The following is a 20336-nucleotide window of genomic DNA, read 5'->3' on the forward strand; positions in this document are numbered from 1 at the left end:
TACCGGGCGAAACCGGCGCGGGGTTGGGCCCATCGCGGACGGAGTCCGCTCCTACGGCCGTGCTTCCCTGCGGACCGCACCGAGGCGCTCTTCGTAGGATGGGTATCGCTTCGCTCAACACCACCCTACGAAAAGCCATGCTCGCTCATGGAGTAGGAGCGGACTCCGTCCGCGATCCGCCTTGGCGCCGCCCCCACCCATCCCCCGCCGATTGCCAATCCCCATCCCACCTGATATCTGTATAAAGATACAGCCCCTGCTCTCGCCCATGCCCTTCCAGACCGATCCGCGCTTCTACTACCTGGCCAACTTCCACCGCGCCCTCGGCTGGCTGGAAGAACGCTACGACGACCTCTTCGACACCGCCGAACGCGCCTTCCTCCGCGACTTCCAGGCCATGCCGCTGGAGGCCCGCGCCCTGCTGGTGCGGCTGATCATGCGCAAGGGCCCGCACTTTCGCGCCAGCAAGCTGGACTACGCCGAGATCGGCTGCCCGCGCCGGGCCGCCGCGCCGTTGCTGGAGGCCGGCTGGCTGGATGGCGCCGCCGCGCTGGGCCTGGAAGAACTCTTCGGCCTGCTGCGCAAGGACGAAATCCTCGACTGCTTCGGCGCCCAGCTGTCCAGCCGCCAGCTGCGCAAGCCGGAGCTGCTGGCCGAACTGGCCGAGGCCGAACCCGCACCGCGGACCTTCGCTGACTGGTGCCCGCAGCTGGACGAGGCGGTCTACAGCCTGGCCATCGCGCCCCAGGTGGAGCGCCTGCGCCTGATGTTCTTCGGCAACCTGTACCAGGACTGGACCGAATTCGTCCTCACCGACCTGGGCATCCTGCGCTACGAGACGGTGCCGCTGAGCCGCGAATCCCGCGGCTTCGCCAGCCGCGAGGAAATCGACGCGCACCTGTTCCTGCAACGCTGCCGCGAAGCCTTCGACCTGGGCGCCGCCGCCCAGGAACTGCTGCCGCTGATCGCCAGCGTCGACTGCGGCACCGCGCAGCTGCAGCGCCGCCGCGGGCGCGTGCTGTTCCACATCGGCCAGCAACTGGAGCGCGAAGCCGACTGGGAAGGCGCCTTGCAGGTCTATGCCGCCAGCGAGCACGCCAGCGCCCGCCAGCGCCAGGTGCGCGTGCTGGAGCGCCTGGAACGCCACGCCGAAGCCTACGACCTGGCCCTGCAAGCCGCGGCCCAACCCCAGGACGCCGCCGAGGCGCAGCTGATCGAGCGCGCCCTGGTGCGCCTGCGCCGCCAGCTCGGCCACGCCCAGCCAGCGAAGGCCAAGGCCGCGCCGCCGCCACGCATCGACCTGGAACTGCAGCCGCAGCCCGGCCTGAGCGTCGAGCAGTGCGTGCAGCTGCACCTGGCCCGCCCCGAAGCGCCGGTGCACTACGTGGAGAACACCCTGGTCCTCGGCCTGTTCGGCCTGCTCTGCTGGGAAGTGATCTTCACCCCGCTGCCCGGCGCCTTCTTCCACCCCTTCCACGCCGGCCCCGCGGACCTCTACGACAGCCGGTTCCGCGCCCGCCGCGCCGAGCTGTTCGAAGCACGCCTGGCACTGCTGGACAGCGACGCCTACGCCGACGAGATGCGCCGCATCCACCGCGAGAAGCAGGGCCTGCAATCGCCCTTCGTGTTCTGGGAGCTGCTGGACGAAAGCCTGCTGGAACAGGCCCTGGCCTGCCTGCCGGCGGCGCACCTGAAGGCCTGGTTCGGCCGCCTGCTGGAAGACCTGCAGGCCAACCGCGCCGGCATGCCCGACCTGATCCAGTTCTACCCCGCCGAGCGCGGCTACCGGATGATCGAGGTGAAGGGCCCCGGCGACCGCCTGCAGGACAACCAGAAGCGCTGGCTGGCCTTCTGCGCCGAGCACGGCATGCCGGTGGAGGTCTGCTACGTGACCTGGGCCGGGGAGCCGGCGGAATGAACTACCAGGTCGCGGTGCGCGCCCTCTGCGAATTCACCGCCAAGGTCGGCGACCTCGACCTGCGCTTCACCCCCTCGCCCAGCGCCCAGGAAGGCATGGCCGGCCACGCCACCGTGGTCGGCCGCCGCGGCCCCGGCTACCTCGCCGAGCTGCCGCTGGCCGGCGCCTACCGCAACCTGCTGGTGCGCGGCCGCGCCGACGGCTACGACCCGGCGCGCAACTGCCTGGAAGAGATCAAGACGCACCGCGGCGACATCTCGCGCATCCCCGACAACCACCGCCAGCTGCACTGGGCCCAGGCCAAGGTCTACGGCTGGCTGCTCTGCGCCCTGCAGGACCTGGAGGAAATCGACCTGGCGGTCGTCTACTTCAACGTCATGACGCAGAAGGAGACGGTGTTCCAGGAAAGCTTCAGCGCCGACGAACTGCACGCCTTCTTCGAGGAGCACTGCCAGCGCTTCGTGGTCTGGGCCGAACGCGAAATGGCCCACCGCGCGGCCCGCGATGGCGCCCTGGAAAGCCTGCGCTTCCCCTGGCCGCAGTTCCGCCACGGCCAGCGCCAGCTCGCCGAGGCGGTGTACCGCGCCGCCCGCGACGGCCGCCACCTGATGGCCCAGGCCACCACCGGCATCGGCAAGACCCTCGGCACCCTGTTCCCGCAGCTCAAGGCCATGCCCGGCCAGGGCCTAGACCGGTTGTTCTTCCTCAGCGCCAAGACCCCCGGCCGGCGCCTGGCCCTGGAAGCCCTGGCCAGCCTGCGCCAGGACGAGCCCGAGCTGCCGCTGCGGGTGCTGGAGCACGTGGCCCGCGACAAGGCCTGCGAACACCCGGACAAGGCCTGCCACGGCGACTCCTGCCCGCTGGCCAAGGGCTTCTACGACCGCCTGCCGGCCGCGCGCCTGGCCGCCCTGGACGGCGCCTGGCTGGACCAGGCGCGGGTCCGCGAAGTGGCCCGCGAGCACGGCATCTGCCCCTACTACCTGAGCCAGGAACTGAGCCGCTGGGCCGACGTGGTGGTGTGCGACTACAACTACTACTTCGACATGAGCGCCCTGCTCTACGCCCTCACCGCGCTCAACGAGTGGAAGGTGGCGCTGCTGGTGGACGAGGCCCACAACCTGGTGGAGCGCGGGCGCAAGATGTACACCGGCGAGCTGGACCAGGCCGACTTCCAGGACCTGCGCCGCGTCGCCCCGGCCAAGCTCAAGGGCACGCTGGAGCGCGTCGGCCGCCACTGGAACCAGCTGCACCGCGACCAGGAGCTGGAATACCAGGTCTACCCGCTGGCCCCGGAGCTGTTCATCCTCGCGCTGCAGAAGGCGGTGACCGCCATCACCGACCACCTCAGCGAACAGCCCGACGGCAACAGCCTGGAGCTGCTGAGCTTCTACCTCGACGCCATGGCCTTCTGCCGCCTGGCCGAGGCCTTCGGCGAGCACTCGCTGTTCGACATCACCCGCCGCCAGACCGAAAGCGGCCGCGTCTACTCCACGCTGTGCCTGCGCAACGTCATCCCCGCGCCCTTCCTCGCCCCGCGCTTCGAGGAAGCGCACAGCTGCACGCTGTTCTCCGCCACCCTGACGCCGGCGCACTACTACCGCGACCTGCTGGGCCTGCCCGAGGACACCGCCTGGATCGACGTGGAGTCGCCGTTCCGCGCCGAGCAGTTGGAAGTGCAAGTGGTGCGCAACCTATCCACCCGCTATCAGCACCGCGCCCAGTCGGTGCGGCCGATCTGCGAGCTGATGGCGCGCCAGTACCGCGAGCGGCCGGGCAACTACCTGGTCTTCTTCAGCAGCTACGCCTACCTGGAGCAGGTGCGCGAACGCTTCGTCCGCGACGAGCCGGGCGTGCCGGTCTGGGTGCAGGCGCGCAACATGGACGAGACCGCGCGCGAGGGCTTCCTCGAACAGTTCCGCAACGGTGGCCGCGGCATCGGCTTCGCGGTGCTCGGCGGCGCCTTCGGCGAAGGCATCGACCTGCCCGGCGACCGCCTGATCGGCGCCTTCGTCGCCACCCTGGGGCTGCCCCAGGTGAACACGGTGAACGAGGAAATCCGCCAGCGCATGCATAACCAGTTCGGCGACGGCTACGACTACACCTACCTCTACCCCGGCCTGCAGAAGGTGGTGCAGGCGGCCGGCCGGGTGATCCGCACCCAGCAGGACGAAGGCGTGGTCTGGCTGATCGACGACCGCTTCGGCCGCAGCGAAGTGCGCCAGCTGCTGCCGCGCTGGTGGACGGTGCGCAGCTGCCGCCTGGCCCTGCCGCCGCCGGAGCCGGAGGCGGAAAACAGCGCGCCACGCAAGGCGCCCTTGCCACCGGCCCGCCAGCGCCCGGCACGGCCGAAACCGGAGCAGGCCCAGGGCGAGTTGGGCTTCAATGATTTCTAGATCGAATCACTGAAACAATCATCCATACCTGTTTCGCATGAAAGCGGCCGCGCAGACTTCTTCCAGCCCATGCTGAAAAGGAGCCCGCCATGTTCGCCATGCAATACAGCCACCGCCTGCCGGCGCAGCACGATCTCGACGCCATCCGCCAACGCGCCGCCGCCAAGGGCCCGCAGTGGGACGCCTGGCCGGGCCTGGCGTGCAAGGCCTTCGTCCTCCAGGAAAAGGGCCGCCACGGCGCCGAAGGCCACCTCTACGCCTCGGTCTACCTCTGGCACGAACCGGCCGCCGCCGCGGCCTTCCTGGCCGGCGAAGCCTTTCAGGGGGTGATCGACGCCTTCGGCAGGCCGGCGGTGGAAACCTGGCTGCCCCTGGACGCCCGCCGCGGCCCGGCCTTCGATCGCCCGGCCCGCGCGCTGTACCGCGAAGAACTACCCTTGCCAGATAGAGGCGCCGCCGCCCTGCGCGACGGCGCCCTGGCCGCCGGCGAGGCGCTGCTGGGCCGGGAGGATGTGCTGGCGGTCTGGGTAGTGGCCGACCTGCAACGCTGGAAGCTGCTGCGCTTCAGCGTGAGCGCCGGGGCGCTGGAGCTGCGTGCGGACAGCGTCGGCTACGAAATCCTGTACCTGGCACGGCCAGGGCTGGAGCGACTGCCATGAACGACAGGCAGAAACGGGAACTGGCGGCACAGCTGGCAGGGCTGGCCTTCGGCGCCTTCATGGTGCTGGGCATGGCCTGGGGCGTGGCGCGGGTGGCACGGGTGCTGGTGGGGTGAGGGAGGACTCTACAACCCTGACAATCCGGTGCGATCGATGAGCCCATCGCGGACGGAGTCCGCTCCTACACCCGTGCTTCCCTGGAGGTGGAGGAGCACCTGTCTTGCGCCGAGGTGCTTTTCGTAGGATGGGTTGAGCCTTGGCGAAACCCATGCGGTCGTGGTGATGGGTATCGCTTCGCTCAACCCATCCTACGGGGTGTCATATTTGCTGGAAGGTGCAGGAGTCCGTCCATGATCGGCTCCCTACCCCACCGTACTCCGCACCGCCGCCACCAACGTCCGCAACATCCCCCGCGCCTGCGCATCCCGCGGGTGGGAGAACAGCAGCACATCCCGCCCCGGCAACGCCGGCAGCCCCAGCCGCGCCCCCACGTCCTCGCAGCCCGCCGGCGCCACCCGGCGGCCCAGGGCCGCCACGGCTATCCCGGCGCTGACTGCCGCGCCAATGGTCATCAACCCACCACCGACGAACACCTCGCGCCAGGCCACCCCGGCCTGGTCCAGGGCGTCCACCGCCATGCGCCGCACGCTGCAAGGCTCGGCCTGGGTGGCCAGGGGCAGCGGTTGGCCGGGCAACGGCTGGAAGTCGGCGGCGCCCATCCAGGCGAAGGGTTCCTGCAGCACCACCTCCGCATCCTGACGCGGCGGGCCCTGTTGCAGCACCAGGGCCACATCCAGTTCGCCACGGTCGAAGCGCTCCAGGGTTTCCCGCGAGCTGTCCACCCGCAGTTCCAGCAGCAGGCCCGGCTCGGCGCGGGTGAGCTGGCGCAGCAGGCCCGGCAGTTCGGCGCCGACGATGTGGTGGCTGATGCCGACCACCAGCCGCCTGGGTTGGCCGCCGGCGAACGCGCCCAGCGCCTGGCGGTGCGCCGCCACCAGGCCGCGGGCCGCCTCCAGGAACACCCCGCCGTCGGCGGACAGGCGCACCAGGCGCGGCGTGCGCTCCAGCAGGCGGCGGCCGAGGTGGTCTTCCAGGCGCTTGATCTTCAGGCTCACCGCCGACTGGGTGCTGGCCAGGGCCTCGGCGGCGCGGGTGAAGCTCTTCAGCTCGGCGACCAGCACGAAGGCCTGCACGGCCTCGATGTCCAGGGCTTTCATGGCGGGCATGTCCATTTCCAATGATGGAGAACGGGCAGCATTCGTTTTCGCCATGGAAAGGTCAAGCGCGCGAAGTGTTTCGTGGTGGCCGACGTAGGGCGGATAACCGTTCGCGGTTATCCGCCGTTACACCTGCCTTGCCGGCCACTCCATGGCTGAACCCGGCGCGGCTTCGAGGGCGGCTCCGTGCCCGGCAACGAGCGGAGTGTGGCCAAGGCCAAACGGCGGATAACGCGGAGCGTTATCCGCCCTACGCCCAGAAAACATCCCCCGGCGACGGGCAACAGCTCAATCGAGCTTCTTGCGGATCCAGTACAGGTAGGTGCCCGCCTCTTCCTGCTGTTCCACCAGTTCGTGGCCGAGGAAGATGCAGAACTTGGGGATGTCGCGGCGGGTGGAGGGGTCGGTGGCGATGACCTTGAGCAGGCCGCCGGCCGGCAGGTCGCGCACCTTGTTGTGCAGCATCATGACCGGTTCGGGGCAGTTCAGGCCGGTGGCGTCGAGAATGGCGTCGACAGGTTGGGACATGGAAAGGCTCCGCAAAACGAATGGCGCATTGTCGCCCAAAGCGCGGGCAGGGTCACGCCTGGCGGGCGAACGGCGGCGGGCCAATCTTTCGTCGGGCCCGTGGCCTGGCCCGCTGGGCTAAGCTCGGCGCCTTCCCCGACAGCGGATGTCCCCGCCCATGCGCCTGCCCGCCCTGCTCTGCCTCGCCTTGCTGCTCGCCGGCTGCGCCGCCCGCGACAACCTCCCCGACTATTCCGCCAGCGCCGGCCAGGACCTGCCCGCCACCTGGTACGACGCGGTGATCAGCGCCCGCGACGGCACGCGGCTGTCCGCCACCGTGTTCCAGCCAGCGCTCAAGGCCGGCGAGACGGCGCCGCTGATCGTCCACACCCACGGCTGGGGCGGCTGGCGGGTGACCGGGCCGGAGGGTTTCTACGGCAAGAACATGATGTCCGGCCGCGCCGCGCTCAAGGCCTGGAAGGCCGGCTACTGGGTGCTCAGCTACGACCAGCGCGGCTGGGGCGGCAGCGACGGGCGCATCGAGATGATGGACCCGCGCTTCGAGGTGAGCGACGCCAGCGCGGTGATCGACTGGGCCGCCGCGCACCTGCCGCGGCTGCGCATGGACGGCCCGGGCGACCCGCGCGTGGGCATGCTCGGCGAGAGCTACGGCGGCGCCGTGCAACTACTGGCGGCCAGCGAGGACCCGCGCATCGACGCCATAGTGCCCATCGCCACCTGGTACGACCTGAGCGACGCCCTGGCCCCGGGCGGCCAGTTGAAGATGGGCTGGGGCGGCGTGCTGCTGGGCCTGGGCATCGCCACCGGCTACGACCTGGGCAAGTTCGCCCAGGCCGACTACCTGCACAGCGCCAGCGGGCGCATGGCCGAACCGGTGCGCGCCGAACTGGCCGCCCACAGCCTGGCGCGCTACTGCGCCGAGGGCCGCCGGCCCCACGCCGACGCCCTGCTGATCCAGGGCCTGCGCGATACCCTGTTCCCCCTCGACCAGGGCCTGCAGATCCGCCAGTGCCTGCGCCAGGGCAGCGCCGACGTGCGCCTGCTGGGCATGCAGGGCGGGCACATCCTGCCGCCGCCGCTGCAGGCCTGGAGCGGCCTGCCGCCGTTCAACAACGAACCGGTGATCCACTGCGGCGGGCGCGCCATCGACCTCTACCAGGGCATCCTCGCCTGGTACGAGGAGAAGCTGCGCCAACGCCCCGGCGCCGCCGACAGCGTGCCGTCGCTGTGCGTCAGCCTCGACCTGGACCAGGGCCTGGCGCTGGACGAGCTGCCCGCACCCGGCCCCGTCGTGGCCCTGCCGCCAACGCCGGTGCGCCCGGTCAGCAGCGGCCTCTTGCAGCCCCGCACCTTCATCCCGCTGCAGCAGGTCGTCGAACCCAGCGCCCTGCTCGGCAGCGCGGAGATTCGCCTGGCCCGGCCGCTCGGCCCGGGCGACCAGGCGCTGCTGTTCGCCTCGCTGGCGATCCGTGGCGCGGACGGCCGCACGCGGGTGCTGGACGAGCAGGTCAAGCCGCTGCTCAACCAGGGCGCCACGCGGCTCAACGCGGTCAGCGCCAGCCTGGCGGCGGGGGACGAGATCGGCCTGCTGGTCAGCGGTTTCAGCGGCCAGTACCTGTTCAACGGTTCCTGGAAGTTCGCCGCGGTGGACCTGCAGGGCGAAGTGCAGCTGCCCGCCCTGCTGCCGCTGCAGCCGCGCCTGGCGGCCGGCCGCTGAATCAGCGCAGCGGCCCGGCGGGCGCCTCGTCCAGCTGGGCCAGCAGCATCGGCTCGTCGCCGCCGTCCACCGGCAGCAGCGCCCACTGTTCCTTGTGGCCCAGGCGGCGGTGGCTCTGGCGCACCTGGCTGCCCAGCGGCAGCGGCGCCTTGAAGTGCACGTCCAGGCGCACCTGCTCGGCCAGGCGCCGGCCGGTGAGGCTGCGCGCCAGGCTCCACATGCCGTGGGCGAAGGGTTTGCCGAAGCCGTAGCGCGAGGCCATCAGGCGCGACAGGTGCAGCGGGTTGAAGTCGCCGCTCAGGCCGGCGTAGCGCCAGCCGGCGATCTTCGGCACGCGCCACTGCACACCGGGGTGCGCGGGCACGTCGAGGGTGTGCCACTGGGCGCGCTCGGGCAGCGCGTCGGGCTCGGCGTGGTCGTCGAGGAAGTCGCCGCGGCGCAGGTAGGTGGTGATCGACTGCCAGTAGAGCATGTCGTGGTGCCAGACCTCGGTCGCCACGTCCACCTCCAGCCCCAGCGGGCTGCGCCGGCTGGTGAGGATGCGGCAGTCCAGCTGCAGTTGGGCGTCCTCATCGAGCATGCGGTAGCGCTGGATGTGGCTGCGCAGGTGGATCAGCCCGAGGATCGACAGCGGCATGCGCGAGCGGCTGAGCAGGCGCAGGTGCAGCGGCAGGCTGATCACCTGCGGGTAGAGCAGCGGCACGCCCAGCGCCGGGTCCAGGCCGAAGTGCTGGCGGTAGGCGCGCAGGTGGCGGGCGTCGAAGCGCAGGCTGCGGCTGTCCATGGCCAGGTTCGGCAGGCGCTCGCCGCGGCCCAGGCCACGGCGTGGCAACAACATGCGGCTGTAACTGCCCAGCAGCGAGGGCAACTTTCGCTTCACGAGCGGCTCCGGGAGGGGGTGCGCCGCACAGCATGGTCGCTGCGCGGCGCAACGGCAAGTCGCCGAAGGTCGCGGGTCGCAGGCGCCTACAGGCGTCGCAGGTGCACCGTGACTTCCTCGCGGTCGTGGTACAGCTGCTTGCAGCCGATGGCCACGCGCAGGCCGCGCTCGCGGAAGCTCTCGCGCAGGCGTTCGAGGATCTTGCGCACCTCGGCGTAGCGCTGCTTCATCGGCAGCTTGAGGTTGACCACCGCCTCGCGGCACAGGCCCTCGCCGATCCAGGTGTCGATCAGCCAGCCGGTGCGCGCCGGCTTCTCGACGATGTCGCAGACCATCCAGTCGACCATCTGCCGCGGGCGGAACACATAGCCGTCGGCGCGCTGGTGGTCCACCAGGCCGGAGTAGATCAGGTTCTCGGCCATGGGCCCGTTGTCCACGGCGATCACCCGCATCTCGCGATTGACCAGTTGCCAGGTCCAGCCGCCGGGCGCCGCGCCCAGGTCGACGGCGAGCATGTTCGGCGCCAGGCGCTTGTCCCATTCGCCGCGCGGGATGAAGTGGTGCCAGGCCTCTTCTAGCTTGAGGGTGGAGCGGCTGGGCGCCTCGCGGGGGAACCGCAGGCGCGGGATGCCCATCGGCCACATGGCGCTGTTGCGCGGCTCGGCGAGACCGACGAAGACCTCGCGGCCGGAACGGAAGGTCAGCAGCAGGCGCGGCAGGCTCGGGTCCTCGCGCAGCTTGCCGGCCTTGACCAGGGCGGCGCGCAGGGGCTTCTCGAACTTGCGGCAGAAGGTCGACAGTTCCTTGCCGTCGTTGCTGTCGAAGACTTCCAGCCACAGGCTGCCGCACAGCGGGTACGGGCCCAGCTCCTCCAGCAGCGCGCCGATGCGGTCCTGCTCGGGCAGCTGGACGAAGCCGGTGCCGCGGGCCCACTGGCGCGGGAAGATCAGCTCGGCGAAGCGCAGGTGGCGCATCAGCCGGTCGGCGCCGTCGGCCTCCTGGCAGACGAACTCGGCATAGGCGGTGGCCGGCTTGGCGCGGGCGTAGCCGGCCACGTCCAGGCCCGCGGCCAGGTCGGAAATCTCCGCGCAGACCTCGTTCTCGAAGCCCGGGCGGCAATGCAGTAGCAGGGTGTTCATCGGGGTGTCTCCTTGGCCGCGCACTATAGTCGCTGCGCGCCCGGCTTTCACCCGGATTCGCCGCACGCCAGGGGAACCCCCGGGTGCGGCAAAAGGTCCAGAACCCATGGCAGGACCGCGCGCAGCGGTCTAGTTTGAGAGTTCCGAAGTCGCGATCCAGGGCTTGCCGTGCCCCGGAGAGCGCATGCCGGAAGTCGCCAGGATGCCGCCCGATATGCAGAAGATGACTGCCAATCTGCGTTCCTTTCGTGCCAAGCCGGGAAATCCGCCCGGGCTTTCCACCAGTATCGGACCAGCAGTATCGGAGCTGTGCCGTCGATCACCGGCAGAATCCAGCCTGAGGAGAACGTCATGCCCGCAGTGGACAGCCTGAACAGCCTGCGCACCCTGGAGGTGGGCGGCAAGACCTACCACTACTACAGCCTTCCGGAAGCCGCCAAGCAGCTCGGCGACCTGGACAAGCTGCCGAAGTCGCTCAAGGTGCTTTTGGAAAACCTCCTGCGCTGGGAGGACAACCACACGGTCAACGCCGACGACCTGCGGGCCCTGGCCGGCTGGCTGAAGGAGCGCCGTTCCGACCGCGAGATCCAGTACCGCCCGGCGCGGGTGCTGATGCAGGACTTCACCGGGGTGCCGGCGGTGGTCGACCTGGCCGCCATGCGCGACGCCATGGCCAAGGCCGGCGGCGATCCGCAGAAGATCAACCCGCTGTCGCCGGTGGACCTGGTCATCGACCACTCGGTGATGGTCGACCGCTACGCCAGCCACGCCGCCTTCGCCGAGAACGTCGAGATCGAGATGCAGCGCAACGGCGAACGCTACGCCTTCCTGCGCTGGGGCCAGAACGCCTTCGACAACTTCCGCGTGGTGCCGCCGGGCACCGGCATCTGCCACCAGGTCAACCTGGAATACCTGGGCCGCACCGTGTGGACCAGGGACGAGGACGGGCGCACCTACGCCTTCCCCGACACTCTGGTCGGCACCGACTCGCACACCACCATGATCAACGGCCTGGGCGTGCTCGGCTGGGGCGTCGGCGGCATCGAGGCCGAGGCGGCGATGCTCGGCCAGCCGGTGTCGATGCTGATCCCCGAAGTGGTCGGCTTCAAGCTCACCGGCAAGCTCAGGGAAGGCATCACCGCCACCGACCTGGTGCTCACCGTCACCCAGATGCTGCGGCAGAAGGGCGTGGTCGGGAAGTTCGTCGAGTTCTACGGCGACGGCCTGGCCGACCTGCCCCTGGCCGACCGCGCCACCATCGCCAACATGGCCCCGGAATACGGCGCCACCTGCGGCTTCTTCCCGGTGGACGAGATCACCCTGGGCTACCTGCGCCTGTCCGGCCGCCCGGAAGAGACGGTCCAGCTGGTGGAGGCCTACTGCAAGGCCCAAGGCCTGTGGCGCGAAAAGGGCCACGAGCCGGTGTTCACCGACGCCCTGCAACTGGACATGGGCGAGGTCGAGGCCAGCCTGGCCGGGCCCAAGCGCCCGCAGGACCGTGTGCCGCTGGGCCAGGTGGGCAAGGCCTTCGCCGACTTCCTCGCGCTGCAGCCCAAGGCCGCGCGCAGCCCGGAAATCGCCAACCTGCTCAATGAGGGCGGTGGCGGCGCCGCGGTGGGCAGCGCCGAGAGCCAGGGCGTCGACTACCAGCACGAAGGCAAGACCCACAACCTGCAGGACGGCGCCGTGGTCATCGCCGCCATCACTTCCTGCACCAACACCTCCAACCCCAGCGTGATGATGGCCGCCGGGCTGCTGGCCAAGAAGGCGCTGGAAAAGGGCCTGCAGCGCAAGCCCTGGGTGAAGAGTTCGCTGGCGCCCGGCTCCAAGGTGGTCACCGACTACTTCAGGGCCACCGGCCTGACGAAGTACCTGGACGAACTGGGCTTCGACCTGGTGGGCTACGGCTGCACCACCTGCATCGGCAACTCCGGGCCGCTGCTGGAGCCCATCGAGAAGGCCATCCAGCAGGCCGACCTGACGGTGGCCTCGGTGCTCTCCGGCAACCGCAACTTCGAGGGCCGCGTGCACCCGCTGGTGAAGACCAACTGGCTGGCCTCCCCGCCCCTGGTGGTCGCCTACGCCCTGGCCGGCAGCGTGCGCCTGGACCTGTCGAAGGACGCTCTCGGCACCGGCAAGGACGGCCAGCCGGTGTACCTGAAGGACATCTGGCCGAGCCAGCAGGAAATCGCCGAGGCCATCCAGAAGGTGGACACGGCGATGTTCCACAAGGAGTACGCCGAAGTGTTCCAGGGCGACGAGAAGTGGCGCGCCATCCAGGTACCGCAGGCACAGACCTACACCTGGCAGGCCGACTCCACCTACATCCAGCACCCGCCGTTCTTCGAGCACATCGCCGACGCCCCGCCGAAGGTCGCCGACATCGACAAGGCCCGGGTGCTGGCGGTGCTGGGCGACTCGGTGACCACCGACCACATCTCCCCCGCCGGCAACATCAAGAAGGACAGCCCCGCCGGGCGCTACCTCAGCGAGCACGGCGTGGCCTACGCCGACTTCAACTCCTACGGCTCGCGGCGTGGCAACCACGAGGTGATGATGCGCGGCACCTTCGCCAACATCCGCATCAAGAACGAGATGCTCGGCGGCGAGGAAGGCGGCAACACCCTGCACGTGCCCAGCGGCGAGAAGCTGGCGATCTACGACGCGGCCATGCGCTACCAGGCCGAGGGCACGCCGCTGCTGATCATCGCCGGCAAGGAGTACGGCACCGGCTCGTCCCGCGACTGGGCGGCCAAGGGCACCAACCTGCTGGGGGTGAAGGCGGTGATCGCCGAGAGTTTCGAGCGCATCCACCGCTCCAACCTGGTGGGCATGGGCGTGCTGCCGCTGCAGTTCACCGGCGGCCAGGACCGCAAGGCGCTGAATCTCACCGGCAAGGAAGTGCTGAACATCCGCGGCCTGGACGGCGAGCTGAAGCCGCACATGACGCTGAAGGTGGAAGTCACCCGCGAGGACGGCAAGCAGGACAGCTTCGAGGTGCTGTGCCGCATCGATACCCTCAACGAGGTGGAGTACTTCAAGGCCGGGGGGATCCTGCACTACGTGCTGCGTAGTTTGATCTGAGGGCTGCGCGAGGACGCTTTCGTAGGATGGGTTGAGCTTGCGAAACCCATGCGGTTGCAGTGATGGGTATCGCTTCGCTCAACCCATCCTACGGAGCGCGGTGTTTGTAGGAGCGCGCCCTGCGCGCGATTCGCGGGCAGGGCCCGCTCCTACGGTTTCCCCTTTCGCACCATACTCCCCTTGTAGGAGCGAGCTTGCTCGCGAATGAGCCCCGCAGAGGAGTCTGTTCGCGAGCAAGCTCGCTCCTACGAGAAGCCGTGCCCGCGCCTTTCATTCGGGCCAGGTCCGACGGACAAAACCTATGAGCTCATAGGAAAATCTCTTACGACTATGTGACAAGTAGCATTTTGATATCGTCCACTGCCAATATTCCCACGCCAAATATCGAACAAGGCTTCAACTTCCGTTGATTCCGGCCGATAACAAAACCGTCACATTGCCTTCTTCGTGGACCTTGCCCTGAATGCGCAACAACCAGCCCATCACCCAGCGTGAACGCACCTACCCGGCGGAACAACGCCTGATCTCCACCACCAACAGCCGTGGCGTGATCACCTATGCCAACGATGCCTTCATCGACATCAGCGGCTTCGCGCGGGACGAGCTGGTGGGCTCGCCGCACAACCTGGTGCGCCATCCGGACGTGCCGCCCGCGGTGTTCGCCCACATGTGGGCCACGCTGAAGAACGGCAAGCCGTGGATGGGCATCGTCAAGAACCGCTGCAAGAACGGCGACCACTACTGGGTCAGCGCCTACGTCACGCCCATCTTCGAGCGCGACGAGATCGTCGGCTACGAGTCGGTGCGCGTGCGCCCCACCGCCGAGCAGGTGGAGCGCGCCCAGGCCCTGTACCAGCGGATCAACACCGGCAAGCCGGCGATCCCGCGCCGCGACCTGTGGCTGCCGGTGCTGCTGGACTGGCTGCCGTTCATCCTGATCAGCCAGGTGGCCTTCCTCATCGGCGTCTGGCTCGACTCGCACTGGGGCTTCGCCCTCGCCGCCCTGCTCGCCGTCCCCCTCGGCCTGGCCGGCCTGGGCTGGCAGCAGCGCGGCCTCAAGCGCCTGCTGCGCCTGGCCGAGCAGACTACCTCGGACCCGCTGATCGCCCAGATGTACACCGACAGCCGCGGCGCCCAGGCGCGCCTGGAAATGTCCATCCTCAGCCAGGAAGCGCGCCTGAAGACCTGCCTGACGCGCCTGCAGGACACCGCCGAGCAGCTCACCGCCCAGGCCCGCCAGGCCGATACCCTGGCCCACCACAGCTCCTCCGGCCTGGAACGCCAGCGCGTGGAGACCGAGCAGGTGGCCACCGCGGTCAACCAGATGGCCGCCACCACCCAGGAAGTGGCGAACAACGTGCAGCGCACCGCCGACGCCACGCGCCAGGCCAACGAGCTGACGCGCCGCGGCCGCAGCGTGGCCAGCGAGACCCGCGAGGCCATCCAGCGCCTGTCCGCCTCGGTGGGCGAGACGGGCCTGGCGGTGAGCCAACTGGCCCAGGACAGCAACGAGATCGGCGGCGTGGTCGACGTGATCAAGGGCATCGCCGACCAGACCAACCTGCTGGCGCTCAACGCCGCCATCGAAGCGGCCCGCGCCGGCGAGATGGGCCGCGGCTTCGCCGTGGTGGCCGACGAGGTGCGCTCGCTGGCCCAGCGCACCGCCGAATCCACCGAGCAGATCCACGGCCTGATCGCCAAGCTGCAGCAAACCGCCGAGGGCGCGGTGAGCGCCATGGAAGTCGGCCGCCGCCAGGCCGACGAAGGCGTGGAGCGGGTGCTGCTGGCCGACCAGGCGCTGTCGGGCATCAGCGACTCGGTAGCCAACATCGCCGACATGGCCAACCAGATCGCCGCGGCGGCCGAGGAACAGAGCGCGGTGGCCGAGGAGATCAACCGCAACATCGCCACCATCGCTCAACTGGCCGACCAGACCTCCGACGAGGCCCAGCGCACCGCGCTGCTGAGCGAGGAGCTGACGGGGACGGCGCAGAGCCAGTATTCGCTGGTGGAGCGGTTCAACCGCTGAGTGTTGGCGTAGGGCGTACAACCGTTCGCGGTTGTACGCCGATACACCCCTCATCTATCCGGCTCCGTGGCCGGGAGCGGAGCGCCCTCAAGCAGGTGCTTCGGGTTCAAGTCCGCAGTGTTTGGATGCCAAGGTCAGGCGGCGGATAACCGCGAACGGTTATTCGCCCTACGCTCCATGGAAGGAGCGAGCTTGCTCGCGAACAGAGCGTCGCCTGGTTCAGCTTCGGAGCTACGCTGAAGTCCGTAACCCTCTCCCCAGCCCTCTCCCTGAAGGGAGAGGGGGCTTGTCCGTGCCAAGAGGAGGAATGGTTTCAGCCGGTAATTTCTGTGCTAGCCGGCTAACGCCGAAACATCAGCATCTGCCCAACGGTCCCCTCTCCCTTCAGGGAGAGGGTTAGGGAGAGGGCGCGCGGTCAAGCCGGGTACCGAAACCACCGGCAGAACGCCATTCGCAAGCAAGCTCGCCCCTACGAAAGCCCCTCCAGAAACCCCGCCACCACCTCCGCCGCGCTCTCCAGATGCTGCTCATGAGTCAGACCTGACGCCTTCAGCGGCTTCAGGTCATGGTCCGCCGCCGCCAGCCACTCGACGCGGATCGCCGGCGACAGCACGTATCCCGCCACATGCGCCCGGCCGCCCAGGGCGTCGCGTTCGCCCTGGACGATCAGCGTCGGCGTGCGCAGTTCGGCCAGGTGGGCCACCCGCGGCTTCTCCGGCTTGCCTACGGCGTAGAAGGGGTAGCCCAGGCACACCAGGGCGTCGGCGCCCAGTTCGTCGGCCAGCAGGCTGGCCATGCGCCCGCCCATGGACTTGCCGCCGATGGCCAGCGTGCCCTGCACCTGCCCACGCACCTGCTCGAACACCTGGCGCCAGCACTCCAGCAGCTGCTTCTGCGGGTTCGGCGGGCGCCGGCGGCCGTCCTCGCGGCGGGCGGCCATGTAGGGGAACTCGAAACGCGCCACAGCCACGCCCCGGGCGGCCAGGCTCCGGGCTATTTCGTCCATGAACGGGCTGTCCATGGGTGCGCCGGCGCCATGGGCCAGGACGAGGGTTGCCGACACCGTGCCGACCGGCCGGTTCCACAGCAGCGACAAAGCGCCACACTCCCCCGCCGGGCCGGCCGCCGAGGGCGATTGATCAAAATCAATATTCGGTTTCCGGGGTTTATCCATTCTTCGCTCCGCTAGTTGCGTAATTAGTACCTGTCCCTGGGGGAGGGGCGGCGTTCGCCGTAAGGAACCCGCCGGGATGGGCTAGCCCATAACCGTGGATGGAAGCCCATATACCATGAGCACAACCAATCAGACCGCTTATAACTACAAGGTGGTCCGCCAGTTCGCCGTGATGACGGTGATCTGGGGAATCGTCGGCATGCTGGTCGGCGTCGTCATCGCCGCCCAGCTGGTGTGGCCGGAACTCAACCTCGGCTTGCCGTGGACGAGCTTCGGACGCCTGCGCCCGCTGCACACCAATGCCGTGATCTTCGCCTTCGGTGGCTGCGCCCTGTTCGCCACCAGCTACTACGCGGTGCAGCGTACCTGCCAGGTACGCCTGTTCTCCGACACCCTGGCCTCCTTCACCTTCTGGGGCTGGCAGCTGGTGATCCTGCTGGCCGCCATCAGCCTGCCGCTGGGCTACACCTCCTCCAAGGAGTACGCCGAGCTGGAATGGCCGATCGACATCCTCATCACCATCGTCTGGGTCGCCTACGCCGTGGTGTTCTTCGGCACCCTGGTGAAGCGCAAGACCAAGCACATCTATGTGGGCAACTGGTTCTTCGGCGGCTTCATCCTGACCGTGGCGCTGCTGCACGTGGTCAACAACCTGGAGCTGCCGGTCAGCTTCATGAAGTCGTACTCCATCTACTCCGGCGCCACCGACGCCATGGTCCAGTGGTGGTACGGCCACAACGCCGTGGGCTTCTTCCTCACCGCCGGCTTCCTGGGGATGATGTACTACTTCGTGCCCAAGCAGGCCGAGCGTCCGGTGTACTCCTATCGCCTGTCGATCGTGCACTTCTGGGCACTGATCGCCGTGTACATCTGGGCCGGCCCGCACCACCTGCACTACACCGCCCTGCCGGACTGGGCGCAGTCCCTCGGCATGGTGATGTCGCTGATCCTCCTGGCGCCCTCCTGGGGCGGCATGATCAACGGCATGATGACCCTCTCCGGGGCCTGGCATAAGCTACGCAGCGACCCCATCCTGCGCTTCCTGGTGGTGTCCCTGGCCTTCTACGGCATGTCCACCTTCGAAGGCCCGATGATGGCCATCAAGACCGTCAACGCCCTCTCCCACTACACCGACTGGACCATCGGCCACGTGCATGCCGGCGCCCTCGGCTGGGTCGCCATGGTCTCCATCGGCTCGCTGTACCACATGATCCCGAAAGTGTTCGGCCGCGAGCAGATGCACAGCGTGGGCCTGATCAACACGCACTTCTGGCTGGCCACCATCGGCACCGTGCTCTACATCGCCTCCATGTGGGTCAACGGCATCACCCAGGGCCTGATGTGGCGTGCGGTCAACGCCGACGGCACCCTCACCTACTCCTTCGTCGAAGCGCTCGCCGCCGGCCACCCGGGCTACGTGGTGCGCATGATCGGCGGCGCCGTGTTCCTCAGCGGCATGCTGATCATGGCCTACAACACCTGGCGCACCATCGCCTCCTCCAAAGCCGAGGAAGCTGAAGCGGCCGCCCAGATTCCCGCCGTCGCAGGAGCCCACTGATGAAACACGAAGTACTCGAGAAGAACGTCGGCCTGCTGGCCCTGTGCATGGCCGTGGCCGTGAGCATCGGCGGCCTGACGCAGATCGTCCCGCTGTTCTTCCAGGACGTGACCAACACCCCGGTGGAAGGCATGAAGCCCTACACCGCCCTGCAGCTGGAAGGCCGCGACATCTACATCCGCGAGGGCTGCGTCGGCTGCCACTCGCAGATGATCCGTCCGTTCCGCGCCGAGACCGAGCGTTACGGCCACTACTCCGTGGCCGGCGAGAGCGTCTGGGACCACCCCTTCCTGTGGGGCTCCAAGCGTACCGGTCCGGACCTGGCCCGCGTCGGCGGCCGCTACTCCGACGACTGGCACCGCGCGCACCTGTACAACCCGCGCAACGTGGTGCCGGAGTCGAAGATGCCGGCCTACCCCTGGCTGGTCGAGAACAAGCTCGACGGCAAGGACATCGAAGGCAAGCTCAAGGCCATGCGCACCCTCGGCGTGCCCTACACCGACGAGGACATCGCCGGCGCCCGCGAGAGCGTCCAGGGCAAGACCGAGATGGACGCCGTGGTGGCCTACCTGCAAGGCCTGGGCACAGCGATCAAGAACAAGCGGTGATGGCCATGGACATCGGAACCATCCGCGGCCTCGGCACCGTCGTGGTGATGCTCGCCTTCATCGGCGTCACCCTCTGGGCCTACAGCGGCAAGCGCAAGCAACGCTTCGACGCCGACGCCCTGCTGCCCTTCGCCGACGATCCGCAGGCTCTGCGCCACGCCGAGCATGAACAAGCTTCTGGGAGCAACAAAGCATGACTACCTTCTGGAGTCTGTACATCACCGTACTGACCGTCGGATCGCTGATCGCCCTGCTATGGCTGGTCTTCGCCACCCGCAGCGGCGAGACCAAGGGCGCCACCGACCAGACCATGGGGCACTCCTTCGACGGTATCGAGGAATACGACAACCCGCTGCCGCGCTGGTGGTTCCTGCTGTTCGTGGGCACCATCGTCTTCGCCGTCGGCTACCTGGCCCTGTACCCGGGCCTGGGCAACTGGAAAGGCGTGCTGCCCGGCTACGACGGCGGCTGGACCCAGGTCAAGCAGCTGGAACGCGAGCAGGCCCTGGCCGACGAGAAATACGCGCCGATCTTCGCCAAGTACTCGGCCATGTCCGTCGAAGACGTGGCCAAGGACGCGCAGGCCATGAAGACCGGCGAACGCCTGTTCGCCACCTACTGCTCGATCTGCCACGGCTCCGACGCCAAGGGCGCCATGGGCTTCCCCAACCTGACCGACCAGGACTGGCGCTGGGGCGGCGACGCGCAAACCATCCAGACCACCATCCTCGGCGGCCGCCACGCGGTGATGCCGGCCTGGGGCGAGGTGCTGGGCGACCAGGGCGTGCATGACGTGGCCGCGTTCGTCACCACCAAGCTGGACGGCCGCAAGCTGCCCGAAGGCGTGACCGATGCCCAGGTGGCCAATGGCGAGAAACTCTTCGCCACCACCTGCGTCGCCTGCCACGGCCCGGAAGGCAAGGGCACCGCCGCCCTGGGCGCGCCGGACCTGACCCATCCGGGTGCGTTCATCTACGGCTCGGGCTTCGCCCAGCTGCAGCAGACCATCCGCCATGGCCGCCAGGGCCAGATGCCGGCGCAGGAAGCCTACCTGGGCAAGGACAAGGTCCACGTCCTGGCCGCCTACATCTACAACATTTCCCGTCCGGAAAACGCCAACTGATCCACCCTCCGCTCGCGCCCGCCCGGGCGCGAGCAACTTCCGCGCAGTTACGCGACCAAGTGTCGCACCTCGCGCGCGCCATTCCTTCACACTGCTCTAGATCAAGACTAAGCTCATTCCATCCGTGAGTCGGCAGTAATTGGGGGAATCCCTACGCTTATCAGGGTTTCCACGCCGGTAGAAAGCCAGAAAAACATTGGCAGAAATGCCTTCAAAGCAGCATGCGCAGCGGCTCCGGGGCTTATTCCGGCGCGTTGCATTGCCTAGTGGCTTTCTACATACTTGCCGCCGTTTTTTGTCCCTAAATAG

General features: G+C 68.5%; 15 protein-coding genes. 10 read left to right on the forward strand and 5 right to left on the reverse strand.

Annotation, left to right across the window (positions count from 1 at the left end; all coding sequences use genetic code 11):
• The first annotated feature begins 268 nt into the window (after positions 1–268).
• From M8R19_RS02770 to M8R19_RS02780, 3 genes are all read left to right on the forward strand, one after another.
• On the forward strand, positions 269–1918 hold the full coding sequence (locus M8R19_RS02770; RefSeq protein ID WP_249916941.1) for a VRR-NUC domain-containing protein: 1650 nt from the start codon (positions 269–271) through the stop codon (positions 1916–1918).
• Positions 1915–4311, forward strand: coding sequence for an ATP-dependent DNA helicase (locus M8R19_RS02775; RefSeq protein ID WP_249916942.1), 2397 nt, complete (start codon positions 1915–1917; stop codon positions 4309–4311). Before M8R19_RS02770 ends, M8R19_RS02775 begins: the two co-directional genes overlap by 4 nt.
• A gap of 89 nt (positions 4312–4400) precedes the next feature.
• Positions 4401–4970, forward strand: coding sequence for a DUF4865 family protein (locus M8R19_RS02780; RefSeq protein ID WP_074981799.1), 570 nt, complete (start codon positions 4401–4403; stop codon positions 4968–4970).
• 362 nt (positions 4971–5332) lie between these two features.
• On the opposite strand, the gene M8R19_RS02785 is transcribed toward M8R19_RS02780, so the two are convergent.
• Both M8R19_RS02785 and tusA read right to left on the reverse strand, forming a co-directional pair.
• Positions 5333–6196 carry a LysR family transcriptional regulator gene (locus M8R19_RS02785; RefSeq protein ID WP_249916943.1) on the reverse strand — a complete coding sequence of 288 codons (864 nt, stop codon included), beginning with the start codon at positions 6194–6196 and terminating at the stop codon, positions 5333–5335.
• Positions 6197–6475: 279 nt separating this feature from the next.
• The gene (gene tusA, locus M8R19_RS02790) at positions 6476–6715 is read right to left on the reverse strand and encodes a sulfurtransferase TusA (protein ID WP_009622807.1); all 240 of its coding nucleotides are present in this window, start codon (positions 6713–6715) and stop codon (positions 6476–6478) included.
• A gap of 157 nt (positions 6716–6872) precedes the next feature.
• Between tusA and M8R19_RS02795 the strand changes: the two genes are divergently transcribed.
• The gene (locus M8R19_RS02795; protein ID WP_249916944.1) at positions 6873–8432 is read left to right on the forward strand and encodes an alpha/beta fold hydrolase; all 1560 of its coding nucleotides are present in this window, start codon (positions 6873–6875) and stop codon (positions 8430–8432) included.
• A gap of 1 nt (position 8433) precedes the next feature.
• Here the strand turns inward: M8R19_RS02795 and M8R19_RS02800 are convergent, their stop codons facing one another.
• Both M8R19_RS02800 and rlmM read right to left on the reverse strand, forming a co-directional pair.
• A complete protein-coding gene (locus M8R19_RS02800; protein ID WP_043313255.1) occupies positions 8434–9312 on the reverse strand; it encodes a MaoC family dehydratase in 879 nt (292 codons plus the stop codon).
• 86 nt (positions 9313–9398) lie between these two features.
• Positions 9399–10451 (reverse strand): 23S rRNA (cytidine(2498)-2'-O)-methyltransferase RlmM, encoded by a 1053-nt coding sequence (gene rlmM / locus M8R19_RS02805; RefSeq protein ID WP_249916945.1) that lies wholly within the window; start codon positions 10449–10451, stop codon positions 9399–9401.
• 351 nt (positions 10452–10802) lie between these two features.
• On the opposite strand from rlmM, the gene acnA reads away from it, so the two are divergent.
• Together acnA and M8R19_RS02815 are read left to right on the forward strand one after the other, a co-directional pair.
• Positions 10803–13535 (forward strand): aconitate hydratase AcnA, encoded by a 2733-nt coding sequence (gene acnA / locus M8R19_RS02810; protein WP_249916946.1) that lies wholly within the window; start codon positions 10803–10805, stop codon positions 13533–13535.
• Positions 13536–13998: 463 nt separating this feature from the next.
• The gene (locus tag M8R19_RS02815) at positions 13999–15564 is read left to right on the forward strand and encodes a methyl-accepting chemotaxis protein (RefSeq protein WP_074981790.1); all 1566 of its coding nucleotides are present in this window, start codon (positions 13999–14001) and stop codon (positions 15562–15564) included.
• A gap of 469 nt (positions 15565–16033) precedes the next feature.
• Here the strand turns inward: M8R19_RS02815 and M8R19_RS02820 are convergent, their stop codons facing one another.
• Positions 16034–16738, reverse strand: coding sequence for an alpha/beta family hydrolase (locus M8R19_RS02820; protein WP_349654696.1), 705 nt, complete (start codon positions 16736–16738; stop codon positions 16034–16036).
• A gap of 115 nt (positions 16739–16853) precedes the next feature.
• Between M8R19_RS02820 and ccoN the strand changes: the two genes are divergently transcribed.
• The 4 genes from ccoN to ccoP are packed head-to-tail and all read left to right on the forward strand — an operon-like array spanning position 16854 to position 20027.
• Positions 16854–18296 carry a cytochrome-c oxidase, cbb3-type subunit I gene (gene ccoN, locus M8R19_RS02825; protein ID WP_249916948.1) on the forward strand — a complete coding sequence of 481 codons (1443 nt, stop codon included), beginning with the start codon at positions 16854–16856 and terminating at the stop codon, positions 18294–18296.
• Positions 18296–18904 (forward strand): cytochrome-c oxidase, cbb3-type subunit II, encoded by a 609-nt coding sequence (ccoO, locus tag M8R19_RS02830; RefSeq protein ID WP_009622815.1) that lies wholly within the window; start codon positions 18296–18298, stop codon positions 18902–18904. Before ccoN ends, ccoO begins: the two co-directional genes overlap by 1 nt.
• 5 nt (positions 18905–18909) lie before the next feature.
• On the forward strand, positions 18910–19101 hold the full coding sequence (locus tag M8R19_RS02835; RefSeq protein WP_024128706.1) for a CcoQ/FixQ family Cbb3-type cytochrome c oxidase assembly chaperone: 192 nt from the start codon (positions 18910–18912) through the stop codon (positions 19099–19101).
• Entirely contained in the window at positions 19098–20027 is a 930-nt protein-coding gene (ccoP, locus tag M8R19_RS02840; RefSeq protein ID WP_074981783.1) for a cytochrome-c oxidase, cbb3-type subunit III, read from the forward strand. Before M8R19_RS02835 ends, ccoP begins: the two co-directional genes overlap by 4 nt.
• Positions 20028–20336: the final 309 nt, after the last annotated feature.

The organism is Pseudomonas sp. R3.Fl, from assembly GCF_023516765.1.
GTDB classification, from domain to species: domain Bacteria; phylum Pseudomonadota; class Gammaproteobacteria; order Pseudomonadales; family Pseudomonadaceae; genus Pseudomonas; species Pseudomonas citronellolis.

Excerpts from the sequence above, each read along its gene's own strand:
- M8R19_RS02770 (WP_249916941.1), top strand. The coding sequence starts at position 269 with ATGCCCTTCCAGACCGATCCGCGCTTCTACTACCTGGCCAACTTCCAC.
- M8R19_RS02775 (WP_249916942.1), top strand. The coding sequence starts at position 1,915 with ATGAACTACCAGGTCGCGGTGCGCGCCCTCTGCGAATTCACCGCCAAG.
- M8R19_RS02780 (WP_074981799.1), top strand. The coding sequence starts at position 4,401 with ATGTTCGCCATGCAATACAGCCACCGCCTGCCGGCGCAGCACGATCTC.
- M8R19_RS02785 (WP_249916943.1), bottom strand. The coding sequence starts at position 6,196 with ATGCCCGCCATGAAAGCCCTGGACATCGAGGCCGTGCAGGCCTTCGTG.
- tusA (WP_009622807.1), bottom strand. The coding sequence starts at position 6,715 with ATGTCCCAACCTGTCGACGCCATTCTCGACGCCACCGGCCTGAACTGC.
- M8R19_RS02795 (WP_249916944.1), top strand. The coding sequence starts at position 6,873 with ATGCGCCTGCCCGCCCTGCTCTGCCTCGCCTTGCTGCTCGCCGGCTGC.
- rlmM (WP_249916945.1), bottom strand. The coding sequence starts at position 10,451 with ATGAACACCCTGCTACTGCATTGCCGCCCGGGCTTCGAGAACGAGGTC.
- acnA (WP_249916946.1), top strand. The coding sequence starts at position 10,803 with ATGCCCGCAGTGGACAGCCTGAACAGCCTGCGCACCCTGGAGGTGGGC.
- M8R19_RS02815 (WP_074981790.1), top strand. The coding sequence starts at position 13,999 with ATGCGCAACAACCAGCCCATCACCCAGCGTGAACGCACCTACCCGGCG.
- M8R19_RS02820 (WP_349654696.1), bottom strand. The coding sequence starts at position 16,738 with ATGGATAAACCCCGGAAACCGAATATTGATTTTGATCAATCGCCCTCG.
- ccoN (WP_249916948.1), top strand. The coding sequence starts at position 16,854 with ATGAGCACAACCAATCAGACCGCTTATAACTACAAGGTGGTCCGCCAG.
- ccoO (WP_009622815.1), top strand. The coding sequence starts at position 18,296 with ATGAAACACGAAGTACTCGAGAAGAACGTCGGCCTGCTGGCCCTGTGC.
- M8R19_RS02835 (WP_024128706.1), top strand. The coding sequence starts at position 18,910 with ATGGACATCGGAACCATCCGCGGCCTCGGCACCGTCGTGGTGATGCTC.
- ccoP (WP_074981783.1), top strand. The coding sequence starts at position 19,098 with ATGACTACCTTCTGGAGTCTGTACATCACCGTACTGACCGTCGGATCG.